Origin of the sequence: Streptomyces narbonensis (assembly GCF_014649015.1) — a bacterium.
Taxonomy (GTDB): Bacteria; Actinomycetota; Actinomycetes; order Streptomycetales; family Streptomycetaceae; genus Streptomyces; species Streptomyces narbonensis.
In genome coordinates this window covers 159,841-176,075 of sequence record NZ_BMSF01000015.1, presented here as the reverse complement: position 1 = coordinate 176,075, position 16,235 = coordinate 159,841, and the positions used below count along the sequence as shown (strand labels likewise).

Below are 16,235 nucleotides of genomic sequence, written 5' to 3'. Positions count from 1 at the left end.
ATCAACTAATCTGGCGTTGATTTTTGGCACGCTGTTGAGTTCTCAAGGTGCGGACGCTTCCTTTGTACTCACCCTCGCGGGCTTTCCTCCGGGCTTTTCCTTCGTTCCGAAGCTTATCAGATGTTTTCCATCCGATTTCCTCGGTGCTTTCCGGTCCCTTTTGTTTTCACTCCGGGGGCCTTTCGGCGGTTCCGACTTTATCAGAAGTTCTGAGTCGGTATTTCCGCCTCCCGTTCAGCCGTTCTGGCGCACGACGGCGCCGGGGCTTCCCGATCTAGCGGAGCCGTAAACGTACTGGAGCGGGGCGCCCCGATGCAAATCGAGGGGCCCCGCTCCGGTGTGGCGCAGGTCAGAGTCAGACCTCGACGACGACCGGGAGGATCATCGGGCGCCGACGGTAGGTGTCGGAGACCCACTTGCCGACCGTGCGGCGGATCAGCTGCTGGAGCTGGTGGGGCTCCACGACGCCGTCCTGGGCCGACCGGTTCAGGGCCTGGTCGACCTTGGGGATCACGGCGTCGAAGGCGGAGTCCTCGATGCCGGAACCGCGGGCGTGGATGTTCGGGCCGCTCACGATCTTGCCGGTCGAGGAGTCCACGACCACGAAGACCGAGATGATGCCCTCGTCGCCGAGGATCCGGCGGTCCTTGAGGTGGGCCTCGGTGACGTCGCCGACCGAGAGGCCGTCCACGTACACGTACCCGGCCTGGACCTTGCCGACGATCTTGGCCTTGCCGTCGATCAGGTCGACGACGACGCCGTCCTCGGCGATGACGATGTGGTCCTTGGGGATACCCGTCATCGCGCCGAGCTCGGCGTTGGCGCGCAGGTGGCGCCATTCGCCGTGGACCGGCATGAGGTTCTTCGGGCGGCAGATGTTGTAGAAGTACAGCAGCTCGCCGGCCGAGGCGTGGCCCGAGACGTGGACCTTGGCGTTGCCCTTGTGGACGACGTTGGCGCCCCAGCGGGTCAGGCCGTTGATCACGCGGTAGACCGCGTTCTCGTTGCCCGGGATGAGGGACGAGGCCAGGATGACCGTGTCGCCGGGGACGATCCGGATCTGGTGGTCACGGTTGGCCATGCGGGACAGGGCCGCCATGGGCTCGCCCTGCGAGCCCGTGCAGACCAGCACCACCTCGTCGTCCGGGAGGTCGTCGAGGGTCTTCACGTCGACGACCAGGCCGGCCGGGACGCGGAGGTAGCCCAGGTCGCGGGCGATGCCCATGTTGCGGACCATCGAGCGGCCGACGAAGGCGACCCGGCGGCCGTACTCGTGGGCGGCGTCGAGGATCTGCTGGATGCGGTGCACGTGGCTGGCGAAGCTGGCCACGATGATGCGCTTCTGGGCGTTCGCGAAGACGTTCCGCAGGACGTTGGAGATGTCCTTCTCCGGCGGGACGAAGCCCGGGACCTCGGCGTTGGTCGAGTCCGAGAGGAGGAGGTCGATGCCCTCCTCGCTCAGACGCGCGAACGCGTGCAGGTCGGTGAGGCGGCCGTCCAGCGGGAGCTGGTCCATCTTGAAGTCGCCGGTGGCGACGGCCATGCCCGCGGGGGTGCGGATGGCCACCGCGAGGGCGTCCGGGATGGAGTGGTTGACCGCGATGAACTCGCAGTCGAACGAGCCCAGGATCTCGCGGTCGCCTTCCTTCACCTCAAGGGTGTAGGGGCGGATGCGGTGCTCCTGGAGCTTGGCCTCGATCAGCGCCAGCGTCAGCTTGGAGCCGATCAGCGGGATGTCCGGCTTGAGCCGGAGCAGGTAGGGGACGGCGCCGATGTGGTCCTCGTGGCCGTGCGTGAGCACGATGCCTTCGACGTCGTCGAGACGGTCCCGGATGATGCTGAAGTCGGGCAGGATCAGGTCGACGCCCGGCTGCTCCTCTTCGGGGAAGAGGACGCCACAGTCGACGATGAGCAGACGGCCGTCGAACTCGAAGACCGTCATGTTCCGGCCGATCTCGCCGAGCCCGCCGAGCGGGGTGACGCGCAGGGCGCCCTTCGGGAGCTTCGGCGGCGCGCCGAGTTCAGGATGCGGATGACTCAAAAGACTCTCCTCACCACACGCGCCACGTGCCGTTCGGGCACGTGGCGCGCATGACATTCGTGCACTTGCTGTTGTCAGTGTTCAGTTGTGAAGTCCGTTGTCAGAGTTCTACCCCGCCGGCGGCCAGGTCGACCTTGAGCTGCTCGGTCTCCTGGGCGGAGAGCTCCACGAGCGGGAGGCGCAGCGGGCCGGCCGGGAGGCCCTGGAGGGCGAGGGCGGCCTTGGTGGTCATGACGCCCTGGGTGCGGAACATGCCGGTGTAGATCGGCAGGAGTCGCTGGTGGATCTCGGTGGCCTTCTGGGGTTCGCCGCTCAGGTGAGCTTCGAGGAGGGCGCGGAGGTCCGGGGTGACGATGTGGCCGACGACCGAGACGAAGCCGCAGGCGCCCACCGAGAGCAGCGGCAGGTTGAGCATGTCGTCGCCGGAGTACCAGGCGAGGCCGGAGCGGGCGATGGCCCAGCTGGCGCGGCCGAGGTCGCCCTTGGCGTCCTTGTTGGCGACGATGCGGGGGTGCTCGGCGAGGCGGACGAGGGTCTCGGTGTCGATCGGGACGCCGCTGCGGCCGGGGATGTCGTAGAGCATGACCGGGAGCTCGGTGGCGTCGGCGATGGCCGAGAAGTGCCGGTAGAGACCCTCCTGCGAGGGCTTGTTGTAGTACGGCGTCACGGCGAGCAGGCCGTGGGCGCCGTCGCGCTCGGCGGTGCGGGCGAGTTCGAGCGAGTGGTGGGTGTCGTTGGTGCCGATGCCGGCGACGATGTGGGCGCGGTCGCCGACCGCCTCCAGTACCGCTCGTACCAGCTCCGATTTCTCCGCGTCGCTGGTGGTGGGGGACTCGCCGGTGGTGCCGTTGATGACGAGGCCGTCGTTGCCTGCGTCCACCAGATGGGTGGCCAGTCGCTGGGCACCGTCGAGGTCGAGTGCGCCGTCAGCCGTGAAGGGCGTGACCATGGCGGTGAGGACCCGCCCGAAGGGGGTCTGCGGAGTGGAGATCGGAGCCATGGGTAACACGCTACTCGCTGCTCAGCGCCGGGTGTCCCTGAGGGGGACAGGAAGAAGAGGAGCCCGGCACTGCCTGCTCGGGGGTTCAGGCAGTGCCGGGTCCGTTTGATCAGCCTAGATGAACTTCTCGAAACGTCGCAATACGGACACTTCGCGCGAGTGGCTCGGACATGTGTGCTCTACGGGGCCACACGGCCGTTCTTGTTGAAGGCGGCGTGGGTCAGCGGCATCAGCCGGGCCCAGTGCTCCTCCATCTTCTCGCCGACCATCTCGATCTCCCGCTGCGGGAAGGACGGGACCGCGGCCAGCTCGTGCTGGGTGCGCAGGCCCAGGAAGTGCATGAGCGAGCGCGCGTTGCACGTGGCGTACATCGAGGAGAAGAGGCCGACGGGGAGGACCGAGCGGGCGACCTCGCGGGCGACGCCGGCGGCCAGCATCTCCTGGTAGGTCGCGTAGGCCGTCCGGTACGACTCCTCCATCGTGCGGCTGACCACGTCGTGCTGTTCCTGGGTGCCCTCGACGAAGACGTACTTCCCGGGGCGGCCCTCCTGGACCAGCTTGCGGGAGGTGTCGGGGACGTAGAAGACCGGCTGGAGCTCCCTGTAGCGGCCCGATTCCTCGTTGTACGACCATCCGACGCGGTGCCGCATGAACTCGCGGAACACGAAGATCGGGGCGCTGATGAAGAAGGTCATCGAGTTGTGCTCGAAGGGGCTGCCGTGGCGGTCCCGCATCAGGTAGTTGATCAGGCCCTTCGAGCGCTCCGGGTCCTTCTGGAGCTCTTCGAGGGACTGCTCCCCCGCCGTGGACACACGTGCGGCCCAGAGGACGTCGGAGTCGGTCGCCGCGCTCTTGACCAGATCAACGGTGACGTCGCTCCGGAAGTCGATCTTCACGTTCTCGGTGGGGGTGTCGGTCACCAGCGGTCCTTCCAGTCGGCTGTTGCAGCGCCCACTCTAACGACGTCCTACCGAAGGATGAGATTCGGCCGCTTTGGTGAAATAGGGCACCAAACCGTCGGTTCTGTCGTCTGTCTCTGTGAAGCACGTCGACTACCGAGGAGAGTGGCCCTGATGTTCCGCCGGCGAGAGGCCGTACCGTTCGCGTTCGTCGCGGAGGCCGACCACTTCCGCAGTAACGTCACTCCGCCACCCCGTGAGCGCCTCAGCGCCTCGCAGATCGTGGGGCGTACGCTGCTCGGGCTGACCGTGGTCGCGGGGCTCGCCGGATCGCTGATCTTCGGTATGCCCTCCCTCCAGTCGGGGGACGCCGCCACTCGTCAGCAGCAGTCCGAAGCCTCCGACAACCGCTGAGGTAGCCTCACCGGGCACCGCCCCTTCGAGCGTGCTTGTGAGTGAGGACCTGTCGTGCCCCTGCCCTTCCTGACGGCCGACCGTGCTTTTGACACGACCGACCACGTCGCCCTGCCGTTCGACGACCACGACCAGTGGCGCCGTCCGTACCGTCCGGGGTCGTGGCGGGTCGGAGCCGCGGCGCTCGCGCTGCTGCTCGCCTCGTTCGTGCTGCTCGCGGCCGTGATCATCGTCGCCGCCGGGGGCTTCGCCGCCGCCGGTGTCACGCTCGGGATCGCCGTGCTCGTCATCCTCGCCGCCCTGCGGATGCTCCGCGTGGGCACGTGGGTGAGCCGCGCCGGGCTGCGGCGCGTGGGCTTCTTCAGGACGTCCACCGTGCCGTGGGCGAAGGTGACCTCGGTGCGGACCGTGCAGCAGCCGGTGCGCTGGCTGGGCCTCCCCCGCACGGTGCAGGGCCAGGCCCTGGTGCTCGGCCGGCAGGGTGGTGAGCAGCTGCTGCTGCTCACCGACCACAATGCCGACTTCCTCTCCCGGATCGAGGCCTTCGACCGCGCGGCCGACACGGTCGAGGCCTGGCACGCCGAGTACGGCGTCGTCCCGGCGGCTACGCGCTGACCGCACGTCCCTCGTGGAGGGCGATGGCCCGCAGCATCGCCTTGCGGGCCCTGGGGGTGTCGCGGGCGTCGTGGTAGGCGACCGCGAGCCGGAACCAGCAGCGCCAGTCCTCCGGGGAGTCCTCCGCCTCGGCCTTGCGCCGGGCGAAGACCTCGTCGGCCGAGTCCCGGTCGATCCGGCCGCCCTCGGTGCGCTTCAGGTCGTCGACGGGCAGGCCGCCCTCCGCCTCCAGCTCCGCGGCCAGGCGGTTGGCCCGGCGCGCGAAGCTGGTGTTCTTCCAGAGGAACCAGCCGCCCACGGCCGGCAGCAGGAACGCCACCGCGCCCATGCCCATGGCCGCGGGCTCGCCCGTCAGGAGGAGCAGTACGCCCTCCATCGCGACCACGCCGAAGACGAGGACGAGGACGGTGGCGAGGAAGACGTACGTGATCTTTCCGCCCATGGCCGTCAGCCCAGGTCCAGGAAGTGCTCCAGGCCGAAGGTGAGGCCCGGAGCGGTGGTGACACGGCGGGCGCCCAGGAGGATGCCCGGCATGAAGCTGGAGTGGTGCAGGGAGTCATGGCGGACGGTGAGGGTCTCGCCCTCGCCGCCGAGCAGGACCTCCTGGTGGGCGAGGAGGCCCGACAGCCGTACGGAGTGGACGCGGACGCCGTCGACGTCGGCACCCCGGGCCCCTTCGAGGCCCGTCGCGGTGGAGTCCGGCTGGGCGCCGAGGCCGGCCTCGGCGCGGGCCGCGGCGATGAGCTGAGCCGTACGGGTGGCGGTGCCGGAGGGGGCGTCCACCTTGTGCGGGTGGTGCAGCTCGACGACCTCGACCGACTCGAAGTACGGGGCGGCGATCTGGGCGAACTTCATGGTGAGGACCGCGCCGATGGAGAAGTTCGGCGCGATGAGGACGCCGGTCTCCGGGGAGGCCGCGAGCCAGGTCCGCAGCTGCGCGAGGCGCTCCTCGGTCCAGCCGGTGGTGCCGACGACCGCGTGGATGCCGTTGTTCACGCAGAAGTCGAGGTTGTCCATCACCGAGCCGGGGGTGGTCAGCTCGACGACGACCTGGGCGCCCGTCTCGGTGAGCGTCTCCAGCTTGTCGCCACGGCCGAGGGCCGCGACCAGTTCCATGTCCTCGGCGGCCTCGACGGCCCTGACCGCCTCGGAGCCGATGCGGCCCTGGGCTCCGAGGACCGCCACGCGCAGCTTGCTCATTGCTCTTTTTCCTTAAAGGGCTCGGGGTCAGGAGACCGCTTGGTGGAGACGGTCCGCCTGCTTGTCCTTCAGCGGTCCTATCACCGACAGGGAGGGCCGCTGGTCCAGTACATCGCGGGCGACGGCCCGGACGTCGTCCGGGGTGACCGCGGCGATCCGGGTGAGCATGTCGTCGACCGACATCTGGGTGCCCCAGCAGAGCTCGCTCTTGCCGATGCGGTTCATGAGGGCACCGGTGTCCTCCAGGCCGAGGACGGTCGAGCCGGAGAGCTGGCCGACGGCACGGACGATCTCCTCGTCGGTGAGGCCCTCGCTCGCGACCTTGTGGAGCTCGTCGCGGCAGATCTTCAGGACGTCGTGGACCTGGCCGGGCCGGCAGCCCGCGTACACCCCGAAGAGGCCGCAGTCGGCGAAGCCCGAGGTGTACGAGTACACGCTGTAGGCCAGGCCGCGCTTCTCGCGGACCTCCTGGAAGAGGCGGGAGGACATGCCGCCGCCGAGGGCGGTGTTCAGCACGCCGAGGGCCCAGCGGCGCTCGTCGTTGCGGGCCAGGCCCGGCATGCCGAGGACCACGTGGGCCTGCTCGGTCCTGCGGTTCAGGTGCTCGACGCGGCCCGCGGTGCGGATGACGCGGTGGCCGTCGCGGGGGGCGACGGGGACGGCGTCGGTACGGGTCAGGGCGCCGGCCTTCTCGAAGGCGCGGCGGACCTGGCGCACCACCGTGGCGTGGTCGACGTTGCCCGCGGCGGCGACGACCAGGTGGGTGGGGTCGTAGTGCTTCTTGTAGAAGCGGGCGATCTGGCCGCGGGTGAGGGCGTTGACGGTGTCGACGGTGCCGAGGACCGGGCGGCCCAGGGGGGTGTCGCCGAACATCGTCTGCGCGAACAGGTCGTGCACGACGTCGCCGGGGTCGTCCTCGGTCATCGCGATCTCTTCGAGGATGACTCCCCGCTCGGCGTCCACGTCCTCTTCGAGGACGAGCGCGCCGGTGAGCATGTCGCAGACGACATCGATCGCCAGGGGCAGGTCGGTGTCGAGGACCCGGGCGTAGTAGCAGGTGTACTCCTTCGCCGTGAAGGCGTTCATCTCGCCGCCGACCGCGTCGATCGCGGCGGAGATGTCGAGGGCGGACCGCTTGTGGGTGCCCTTGAAGAGGAGGTGCTCCAGGTAGTGGGTGGCCCCGTTGAGGCTCGGCGTCTCGTCACGCGAGCCGACGTGGGCCCAGATGCCGAAGGTGGCGGAGCGCACCGAGGGCAGGGTCTCGGTGACGATCCGGAGGCCGCCGGGGAGGGTCGTGCGGCGGACCGTGCCGATGCCGTCCTTGCCCGGGAGAAGCGTTTGGGTACGGGCGACGGCCCGCCCCTCCGAAGAGGGGCGGGCCGTCGTCACGGAACTACGGGACGTCACTGGTCGGTGTCGTCCTTCGCGTCGGCAGCGTCCTCGTCCGCGATCACGGGGATCAGGGAGAGCTTGCCGCGCTGGTCGATCTCGGCGATCTCGACCTGGACCTTGGAGCCGATCGCCAGCACGTCCTCGACGTTCTCCACGCGCTTGCCACCGGCGAGCTTGCGGATCTGCGAGATGTGCAGGAGGCCGTCCTTGCCCGGGAGCAGGGAGACGAAGGCACCGAAGGTGGTGGTCTTGACGACCGTACCCAGGTAGCGCTCGCCGACCTCCGGCATGGTCGGGTTGGCGATGCCGTTGATCGTGGCGCGGGCGGCCTCGGCCTGCGAGCCCTGGGCGGCACCGATGTAGATGGTGCCGTCGTCCTCGATCGTGATGTCGGCGCCGGTGTCCTCCTGGATCTGGTTGATCATCTTGCCCTTGGGGCCGATGACCTCACCGATCTTGTCCACCGGGATCTTGACGGTGATGATGCGCGGCGCGTTCGGGGACATCTCGTCCGGAACGTCGATCGCCTCGTTCATCACGTCGAGGATGTGCAGACGCGCGTCACGGGCCTGCTTCAGCGCGGCGGCCAGGACCGAGGCGGGGATGCCGTCGAGCTTGGTGTCGAGCTGGAGAGCGGTGACGAAGGTCTTCGTACCGGCGACCTTGAAGTCCATGTCGCCGAACGCGTCCTCGGCGCCGAGGATGTCCGTGAGGGCGACGTAGTGCGTCTTGCCGTCGATCTCCTCGGAGATCAGGCCCATGGCGATACCGGCGACGGGGGCCTTGAGCGGCACACCGGCGTTCAGCAGCGACATGGTGGAGGCGCAGACCGAGCCCATGGACGTCGAGCCGTTGGAGCCGAGGGCCTCGGACACCTGACGGATCGCGTAGGGGAACTCCTCGCGGGTCGGGAGGACCGGCACGATGGCGCGCTCGGCGAGCGCGCCGTGGCCGATCTCGCGGCGCTTGGGCGAGCCCACGCGGCCGGTCTCGCCGACGGAGTACGGCGGGAAGTTGTAGTTGTGCATGTAGCGCTTGCGGGTCACCGGGGAGAGGGTGTCCAGCTGCTGCTCCATACGGAGCATGTTGAGGGTGGTGACGCCCAGGATCTGGGTCTCGCCACGCTCGAACAGCGCCGAGCCGTGCACGCGCGGGATGGCCTCGACCTCGGCGGCGAGGGTACGGATGTCCGTGAGCCCGCGGCCGTCGATGCGGACCTTGTCCTTGATGATGCGCTCGCGGACCAGCTTCTTGGTCAGCGCGCGGTACGCACCGGCGATCTCCTTCTCGCGGCCCTCGAAGGCCGGGAGGAGCTTGTCGGCGGCGAGCTCCTTGATGCGGTCGAGCTCGGTCTCGCGCTCCTGCTTGCCGGCGATGGTGAGCGCCTGGGCGAGCTCGCCCTTGACCGCGGCGGAGAGCGCCTCCAGGACGTCGTCCTGGTAGTCGAGGAAGACCGGGAACTCGCCGGTGGGCTTGGCAGCCTTGGCGGCGAGGTCCGACTGGGCCTTGCAGAGAACCTTGATGAAGGGCTTCGCGGCCTCGAGACCGGCGGCGACGAGCTCCTCGGTCGGCGCCTCGGCGCCGCCCTTGACGAGCTCGATGGTCTTCTCGGTGGCCTCGGCCTCGACCATCATGATCGCGACGTCGCCGTCCTCCAGGACGCGACCGGCGACGACCATGTCGAAGACGGCGTCCTCGAGCTCGGTGTGCGTCGGGAACGCGACCCACTGGCCCTTGATCAGGGCGACGCGGGTGGCGCCGATCGGGCCGGAGAAGGGCAGGCCCGCCAGGATCGTGGAAGCCGAGGCGGCGTTGATCGCGACCACGTCGTACAGGTGGTCGGGGTTGAGCGCCATGATCGTCTCGACGATCTGGATCTCGTTGCGCAGGCCCTTCTTGAAGGAGGGGCGCAGCGGCCGGTCGATCAGGCGGCAGGTGAGGATCGCGTCCTCGGAGGGGCGGCCCTCCCGGCGGAAGAAGGAGCCGGGGATCTTGCCGGCCGCGTACTGCCGCTCCTCGACGTCCACCGTGAGGGGGAAGAAGTCGAGCTGGTCCTTGGGCTTCTTCGAGGCGGTGGTCGCGGAGAGGACCATCGTGTCGTCGTCCAGGTAGGCGACGGCGGAGCCGGCGGCCTGCTTGGCGAGACGGCCCGTCTCGAAGCGGATGGTGCGGGTACCGAAGGTGCCGTTGTCGATGACGGCCTCGGCGTAGTGGGTCTCGTTCTCCACTAGTGGTTTCTCCTACGTGTTCGTCTTTGCGTCCGGGGCCCGTGTGGCCGGGGACGGTGTCGACGGGGGCGGAGAGACGCGCCTTGGGTGCGGGCCGGTCTTCGATCGAAGCACCCGGCATGTTCCGGGGGCCACTACCGAGGACCGGCGGCGAGCCGGCGGCTCCCTCGCTTCGTCCGTCGTATGGGGTTGTGCGACCAGACTAAGTGCCTGTGTGCACTTTGTGCACGTACAGCAAAGGGAGCGGCCCCCTGAAAGTGGGAACCGCTCCCTTCACGGCGTCCTTACTTGGCGCCGCCGGCCGCACCGCGGCGGATGCCGAGGCGGTCGACCAGGGCACGGAAGCGCTGGATGTCCTTCTTGGCCAGGTACTGCAGCAGGCGGCGGCGCTGGCCGACCAGGATCAGCAGACCACGACGGGAGTGGTGGTCGTGCTTGTGCTGCTTGAGGTGCTCGGTCAGGTCCGAGATGCGACGGGAGAGCATGGCGACCTGGACCTCGGGAGAGCCGGTGTCGCCCTCCTTCTGGCCGAACTCGGACATGATCTGCTTCTTGACAGCGGCGTCGAGAGCCACGCTGGTCTCCTCTTAGGTGTTCGTGCGCCCGCGAGTGCCCCTGGTCTAGGTCTCAGGGGAAGCTTCTGTGACTCGGCGAGCGAAGGTCCGATGGGCGCAGCTTCCAGAGGCTTCCCGAGCATGTCGGGGGCTTTCCGGGAGCGCGTACACAAACGGCCGTCACACAGCGTACCAGTTCGCCGGAGCGGGCCCCGCGACGGCCCCTTATTTGCTGGTGAGGGAGCGGACCGACATGAAGATGTCGAGGACGGCGAGGCAGAGGGGGACGAGGGAGAGCAGGACGAAGCCCTCGGCCAGGTCGAGGAGGCGGCCCCAGAAGGGCGAGAGGCCCTTCTTCGGGATGATCAGGCCGATGGCCGTGATCAGCGCGGCGCCGGCGGCGACGGAGGCGGTGAGCCAGATCGTACGGATGTCGAGGCCGCCGCGGTCCCCGTACATGAGGAGGTCCTTGACCAGGTCGAGCGGCGGGTTGAGCGAGAGGCCGAGGACGAGCAGCGCGATGGCGGCGATGCCGGCGACCAGGACGCAGGCGACCTGCGAGGTGTAGCGGAAGAGGCGGGCGCGGAGCAGCATCGCCAGGCCGGAGGCGAGGGCGAGGAGCTGGCCCCAGAGGTTTCCGGCGAAGCCGAGGACGGCGGCGGAGCCGACGACGACGGCGGCGCAGCCGCCGACCAGGCCGAGGAGCATCTCGTGGCCGCGGCGGGCCTGGAGGGCGATGCGCTCGCCGTCGACGGGCTGGGCGTCGTCGCCGGCCTGGTGTCCCCCTGGGCCCTGCGGCCCGGGAGGTGCCCCCAGCTCGCCGAGGAACTCGTCGTCGGCGGCGCTGCGGGGTGCGGCGTAGCCGATCGGGAGCCGGGCGAAGCGGGCCGAGAGGCCGGGCAGGAAGGCGACCATGCCGATGGCCACGGGGGCGCAGACCGCCGCGGTCTCGGTCGCGGAGCTCTCGGTGAGGATCATCACGAAGGTGGCGAGGGTGCCGACGGTCGCGAGGAAGGTCGCGGCGACGAAGGGCGCGTCTCCGCTGGGGGTGAGGGCCACGAGGGCCACCGAGGCGACGAGGACGGTGACGCAGCCCAGCAGGAACTGGAGGCGGCCGGGGCCCGCGCCCTCGTCGGGGCCGATGATGCCGGAGCCCGCGATGAGCAGCAGCGGCAGGGCGCCGAGGCCCAGCGCGACGGCGGTCGCCCGGTCTCCGTAGACCCGGGCGCGGACGCCCGCGAAGGAGGTGAGGAGCAGGCCGGCGGCGCCCGCGATGATTCCGGGGAGGCTGTGCATGTCGTGGCGGACCGGGTCCGCGAACCAGAGCACGAAGCCCATGAGCACGAGGAGCAGGACGCCGCCGATGAGCCCGGCGCCGCGCAGCAGCTCGTCGCCCCACAGGTGCCGGTCGCGGGTGACGGCGGAGGCGACGGCGTCGGAGACGTCGTCGTAGACGGCGGGCGGCAGGGACTGCGCGAAGGGGCGCAGGGAGAGCACCTCGCCGTCGAGGACCTGCTGGCCGGCGAGGGTGCGGGCGCCGTCGAGGACGGAACCGTCGCGGCGGACGAGGTGGTAGCCGGTCGGGGTGCCCGCCGATTGCGTCTGCCCGGTGAGCCGCAGGATCTCCGGATAGACGTCGGCGACGGCGATATCCTCCGGGAGCGCGACGTCGATGCGGCTGTCCGGCGCCACGACGGTGACGCGGCAGAAGCCGGTCGCTGCGGTCGTACTCACGTGTGTGGACCCCCTGATTCGCGGTTGCGCACGATGCGCGCGCCACCCTACCGGGGACGGCCGGTGGGGGCTGCAAGTAGGATCGCCGTCCCATGGGGGAAGTCCGCGCGCCCGGCCGCCGTCGGGGGTGTCGGCGCGGAAGCTCCCGCCACGAGCCCGCCTCCTACGAGGGATTGATGCGCCGGTGAGCCAGATCGTCGTCAAACGCCCACCGAGGGCGCTTCCGCCGGAAGTGCCCGGTGAGGAACTGGTCCTGGAGTCTCCTCCGGAACTCCCGCGGGGTCAGCAGGAGTCGGCGCTGATGCAGCTCCTGCCGATGCTCGGCATGGGTTCCTCGGTGGTCTTCTTCTTCATGACGCCGTCTCCGATCATGCGGATCATGGGCGTTCTGATGCTGGCGTCGACGGTCGCGATGGCCGTCGCGCAGTTCGTCAGATTCCGTCGCGGTACGCAGGGGCAAATGGCCGATGTCCGCCGCGACTACCTCAAATACCTCGCCCAGACACGGCGAACGGTCCGGCGCACGGCACGCAAGCAGCGGGACGCGCAGCTGTATCTGCACCCCTCCCCCGAGCAGTTGTGGTCGGTGGTGGCCGAGGGCTCGCGGGTCTGGGAGCGCCGGGTCGGCGACCATGACTTCGGGCAGGCGCGGATCGGGCTCGGGGCACAGCAGTTGGCGACCGCGCTCGTGGCGCCGGACACGGCTCCGGTGGACGAGCTGGAGCCGCTGTGTGCGGGTGCGATGCAGCAGTTCCTCGCGGTGCACGGCACGTTGGACGGGCTGCCGATGGCGGTCTCGATGCGGGCCTTCTACCACGTGACGGTCTCGGGCGAGCCCGAGTCGGCGCAGGCGGCGGCGCGCGCCCTCGTGGCGCAGCTGGTGACGCTGCACTCCCCCGACGACCTGATGCTCGCGGTCGTCGCGGCGCGGACCTCGCAGGAGCGGTGGGACTGGACGAAGTGGCTGCCGCACACGCAGGTGCCCGGGCAGGTCGACGGGGCCGGTACGAAGCGGCTGTTCGGTGACGACCTCGGCGAGCTGGAGAACCTGGTCCGCTCGAAGCTCGACGGCCGGCCGCGCTTCTCGCGGGACAACCAGCCGGTCCTGGACCAGCCGCACGTGGTCGTGGTCCTGGACGGCGGGATGGTGCCGCCGAACTCGCTGCTCGCGGCGGCCGAGGGCCTCCAGGGCGTGACGATCGTGGAGGTCGTCTCGGGCGAGCTCGACGAGCCGCGCGGTGGTCTGTCGGTGGTCGTGCGGCCGGGGCGGCTGAGCCTGGAGTTCGGCGGCGGCTTCGCGTACGAGGGGCTGCCGGACGGCATCTCGCTGCCTGCCGCCGAGGCGCTGGCCCGGCAGCTGGCACCGCTGCGGATGGGTGGTGGGGACGACGACGAGCCGCTGCTCGCCAATCTGGACTTCACGGATCTGCTGAACCTCGGGGACGCCGAGTCGGTGGACGTGGCGCGGACGTGGCGGCCTCGGACGGTCGCCGAGCGGCTGCGTGTGCCGATCGGTGTCGGCGAGGACGGCCAGCCCGTCATGCTGGACCTCAAGGAGGCCGCGCAGGAGGGCATGGGCCCGCACGGTCTGTGCGTGGGTGCGACGGGTTCCGGCAAGTCGGAGCTGCTGCGGACGCTGGTGCTGGGTCTCGCGGTGACGCACTCCTCGGAGACGCTGAACTTCGTCCTCGCGGACTTCAAGGGCGGTGCCACCTTCGCGGGCATGTCGCAGATGCCGCACGTGGCGGCGGTCATCACCAACCTGTCGGACGACCTGACGCTGGTCGACCGCATGGGCGACGCGATCCGCGGCGAGCTGCAGCGGCGGCAGGAGCTGCTGCGCTCGGCCGGCAACTACGCCAACATCCACGACTACGAGAAGGCGCGGGCCGCGGGTGCTCCGCTGGAGCCGCTGGCCTCGCTCGTCCTGGTGATCGACGAGTTCTCCGAACTCCTCACCGCGAAGCCCGACTTCATCGACATGTTCATCCAGATCGGCCGCATCGGCCGTTCGCTGGGCGTGCATCTGCTCCTCGCCTCGCAGCGCCTGGAGGAGGGCAAGCTGCGGGGCCTCGACACGTACCTCTCGTACCGGATCGGTCTGCGGACCTTCTCGGCCGCGGAGTCGCGGACGGCGATCGGCGTGCCGGACGCCTACCACCTGCCCTCGGTGCCCGGTTCGGGCTATCTGAAGTTCGGTACGGACGAGATGACCCGTTTCAAGGCGGCGTACGTCTCGGGGACGCACCGCCCGGGCGGGCCGCGCCTGGAGATCGGGCACCTGCCGGTGGAGCGGCGCCCCGCGCTGTTCACCGCTGCTCCGGTGCCCGTGGTGTACGCGGCGCCCGACCCCGCGTATCTCACGGAGCGGCGCTCCGAGGAGGACGACGCGCTCGCGGACACGGTCCTCGACGTGATCGTGCGGCGGCTGGAGGGTCAGGGCGTGCCCGCGCACCAGGTGTGGCTGCCGCCGCTCGACCAGGCGCCTTCGCTGGACCAGTTGCTGCCGGGGCTCGCGCAGACGGCGGACCGGGGGCTGACGGCGACGGAGTACACGCGCCAGGGCGGGCTCACGGTGCCGCTCGGGCTCATCGACAAGCCGTTCGAGCAGCGGCGTGAGGTGCTGTACCGGGACTTCTCGGGCGCGGCCGGTCACATGATGGTGGTCGGCGGTCCGCAGTCCGGCAAGTCGACGCTGATGCGGACGCTCGTCTCGTCGTTCGCGCTGACCCACACCCCGGCCGAAGTGCAGTTCTACTGCCTGGACTTCGGTGGCGGCGGTCTGGTGTCGCTGGCCGATCTGCCGCATGTCGGCGGGGTGGCCTCGCGTCTGGACCCGGAGCGGGTGCGCCGGACGGTCGCGGAGGTGCTGGGGGTGCTCAACCGGCGGGAGGAGTTCTTCCGTGCGCACTCCATCGACTCGATCGCGACCTACCGGCGCAAGCGCGCCGCGGGCGAACTCCCGGGCGAGGCCTGGGGCGACGTCTTCCTGGTCGTGGACGGCTGGGGCACCTTCCGCAACGACTACGACACGCTGGAGCCGTTCGTCTCCGACATCGCGGCGCGCGGTCTGGGCTACGGCATCCACGTCGTGATCACCGCCGCCCGGTACATGGAGGTGCGGGCGGCCCTCAAGGACCAGATGCTGGGCCGGCTCGAACTGCGGCTCGGCGACGTCATGGACTCCGAGTTCGACCGCAAGGTCGCGGCCAACGTGCCGACCGGAGTGCCGGGACGCGGCCAGGTCGCGGAGAAGCTGCACTTCATGGGCGCGCTGCCGCGCATCGACGGATCGAGCTCGGCGGCCGACCTGGCGGAGGGCACGTCGGCGTTCGTGCAGTCCGTGCGGGCGAGCTGGACCGGGGCGCCTGCCCCTGCGGTGCGGCTCCTGCCGCGCAGGCTGCCGGCGGAGCAGCTGCCGAAGGGCTTCGAGTACCCGCAGCACGGCATCGCGATCGGCATCGACGAGACGAACCTGGAGCCGGTGTTCGTCGACTTCGAGTCGGATCCGTTCTTCCTGATCTTCGGTGAGAGCGAGTCCGGCAAGACGGGGCTGCTGCGACTGATCGCCAAGCAGCTGTGCGAGCGGTACACGCCGGAGCAGGCGCGGATCGTGGTGGGCGACTACCGGCGGACGATGCTGGAGGCGGTCGCGCCCTCGCATCTCCTGGAGTACGCGCCGATGGCCTCGGCCATGCAGATGCACATGGACGCCATCAACACGGTGATGACGAAGCGGGCGCCCAAGCCGGACATCACGCCGCAGCAGCTGCGCGACCGGAGCTGGTGGACGGGTCCGCAACTGTTCGTGCTGATCGACGACTTCGAGCTGGTGGCCACCAACTCGGGCAATCCGCTGGCGGTTCTCGTCGAGAACCTGCCGTTCGCGCGGGACGTCGGCATCCGGTTCATCGTGGCGCGCAGCCAGGCTGGTGCCTCGCGGGCGATGTACGAGCCGTTCATGCAGCGCGTCCGGGAGCTGGGCGCGCAGGGCGTGATCCTCTCCGGCGATCCGCAGGAGGGCGACATCCTCAGCAACGTCCGGGCGCGGCCGATGCCGCCGGGCCGGGGCACGTTCGTCTCGCGCAAGCGGGGGACGCCGCTGGTGCAGCTGGGCTGGCTGCCGGAGCAGCACTGAGTGATTCCCTCCGCTCGGGT

The 16,235-nt window shown here is 69.9% G+C and carries 13 protein-coding genes; 4 read left to right on the top strand and 9 right to left on the bottom strand.

The window, feature by feature from the left end:
- Positions 1–289 (top strand): hypothetical protein (locus IE124_RS35085; protein ID WP_229832884.1); only part of this gene is annotated, 289 nt, incomplete at its 5' end.
- Between the two features lie 66 nt (positions 290–355).
- On the opposite strand, the gene IE124_RS26535 is transcribed toward IE124_RS35085, so the two are convergent.
- The 3 genes from IE124_RS26535 to thyX form a co-directional block, all read right to left on the bottom strand.
- The gene (locus IE124_RS26535) at positions 356–2,041 is read right to left on the bottom strand and encodes a ribonuclease J (RefSeq protein WP_189511081.1); all 1,686 of its coding nucleotides are present in this window, start codon (positions 2,039–2,041) and stop codon (positions 356–358) included.
- A gap of 100 nt (positions 2,042–2,141) precedes the next feature.
- Positions 2,142–3,041, bottom strand: a complete 900-nt coding sequence (dapA, locus tag IE124_RS26530) for a 4-hydroxy-tetrahydrodipicolinate synthase (RefSeq protein WP_189511079.1) — start codon at positions 3,039–3,041, stop codon at positions 2,142–2,144.
- 179 nt (positions 3,042–3,220) lie between these two features.
- Positions 3,221–3,961 (bottom strand): FAD-dependent thymidylate synthase, encoded by a 741-nt coding sequence (gene thyX, locus IE124_RS26525; RefSeq protein ID WP_055641032.1) that lies wholly within the window; start codon positions 3,959–3,961, stop codon positions 3,221–3,223.
- 153 nt (positions 3,962–4,114) lie between these two features.
- Here thyX and IE124_RS26520 point away from each other — a divergent pair, with 153 nt between their 5' ends.
- Positions 4,115–4,354 (top strand): hypothetical protein, encoded by a 240-nt coding sequence (locus IE124_RS26520; protein ID WP_189511077.1) that lies wholly within the window; start codon positions 4,115–4,117, stop codon positions 4,352–4,354.
- Positions 4,355–4,408: 54 nt separating this feature from the next.
- Complete coding sequence (locus IE124_RS26515; protein ID WP_189511075.1) at positions 4,409–4,969, top strand: SCO5741 family PH domain-containing membrane protein; 561 nt, start codon at positions 4,409–4,411, stop codon at positions 4,967–4,969.
- Here the strand turns inward: IE124_RS26515 and IE124_RS26510 are convergent.
- From IE124_RS26510 to eccD, 6 genes are all read right to left on the bottom strand, one after another.
- Positions 4,959–5,411, bottom strand: a complete 453-nt coding sequence (locus tag IE124_RS26510; RefSeq protein WP_189511073.1) for a hypothetical protein — start codon at positions 5,409–5,411, stop codon at positions 4,959–4,961. The two genes, IE124_RS26515 and IE124_RS26510, sit on opposite strands and share 11 nt — an antisense overlap.
- A 5-nt stretch (positions 5,412–5,416) precedes the next feature.
- The gene (gene dapB / locus IE124_RS26505; RefSeq protein ID WP_189511072.1) at positions 5,417–6,169 is read right to left on the bottom strand and encodes a 4-hydroxy-tetrahydrodipicolinate reductase; all 753 of its coding nucleotides are present in this window, start codon (positions 6,167–6,169) and stop codon (positions 5,417–5,419) included.
- A 27-nt stretch (positions 6,170–6,196) separates the two neighbouring features.
- Positions 6,197–7,576, bottom strand: coding sequence for a M16 family metallopeptidase (locus tag IE124_RS26500; RefSeq protein ID WP_189511070.1), 1,380 nt, complete (start codon positions 7,574–7,576; stop codon positions 6,197–6,199).
- Positions 7,573–9,789, bottom strand: coding sequence for a polyribonucleotide nucleotidyltransferase (locus IE124_RS26495; RefSeq protein WP_189511068.1), 2,217 nt, complete (start codon positions 9,787–9,789; stop codon positions 7,573–7,575). The genes IE124_RS26500 and IE124_RS26495 overlap by 4 nt, the downstream gene beginning before the upstream one ends.
- 284 nt (positions 9,790–10,073) lie before the next feature.
- Positions 10,074–10,364, bottom strand: a complete 291-nt coding sequence (gene rpsO / locus IE124_RS26490; protein ID WP_150265515.1) for a 30S ribosomal protein S15 — start codon at positions 10,362–10,364, stop codon at positions 10,074–10,076.
- 204 nt (positions 10,365–10,568) lie between these two features.
- On the bottom strand, positions 10,569–12,077 hold the full coding sequence (gene eccD, locus IE124_RS26485; RefSeq protein WP_189511066.1) for a type VII secretion integral membrane protein EccD: 1,509 nt from the start codon (positions 12,075–12,077) through the stop codon (positions 10,569–10,571).
- A 184-nt stretch (positions 12,078–12,261) separates the two neighbouring features.
- Between eccD and eccCa the strand changes: the two genes are divergently transcribed.
- Positions 12,262–16,215, top strand: a complete 3,954-nt coding sequence (gene eccCa / locus IE124_RS26480) for a type VII secretion protein EccCa (protein ID WP_189511064.1) — start codon at positions 12,262–12,264, stop codon at positions 16,213–16,215.
- Positions 16,216–16,235 lie beyond the last annotated feature (20 nt).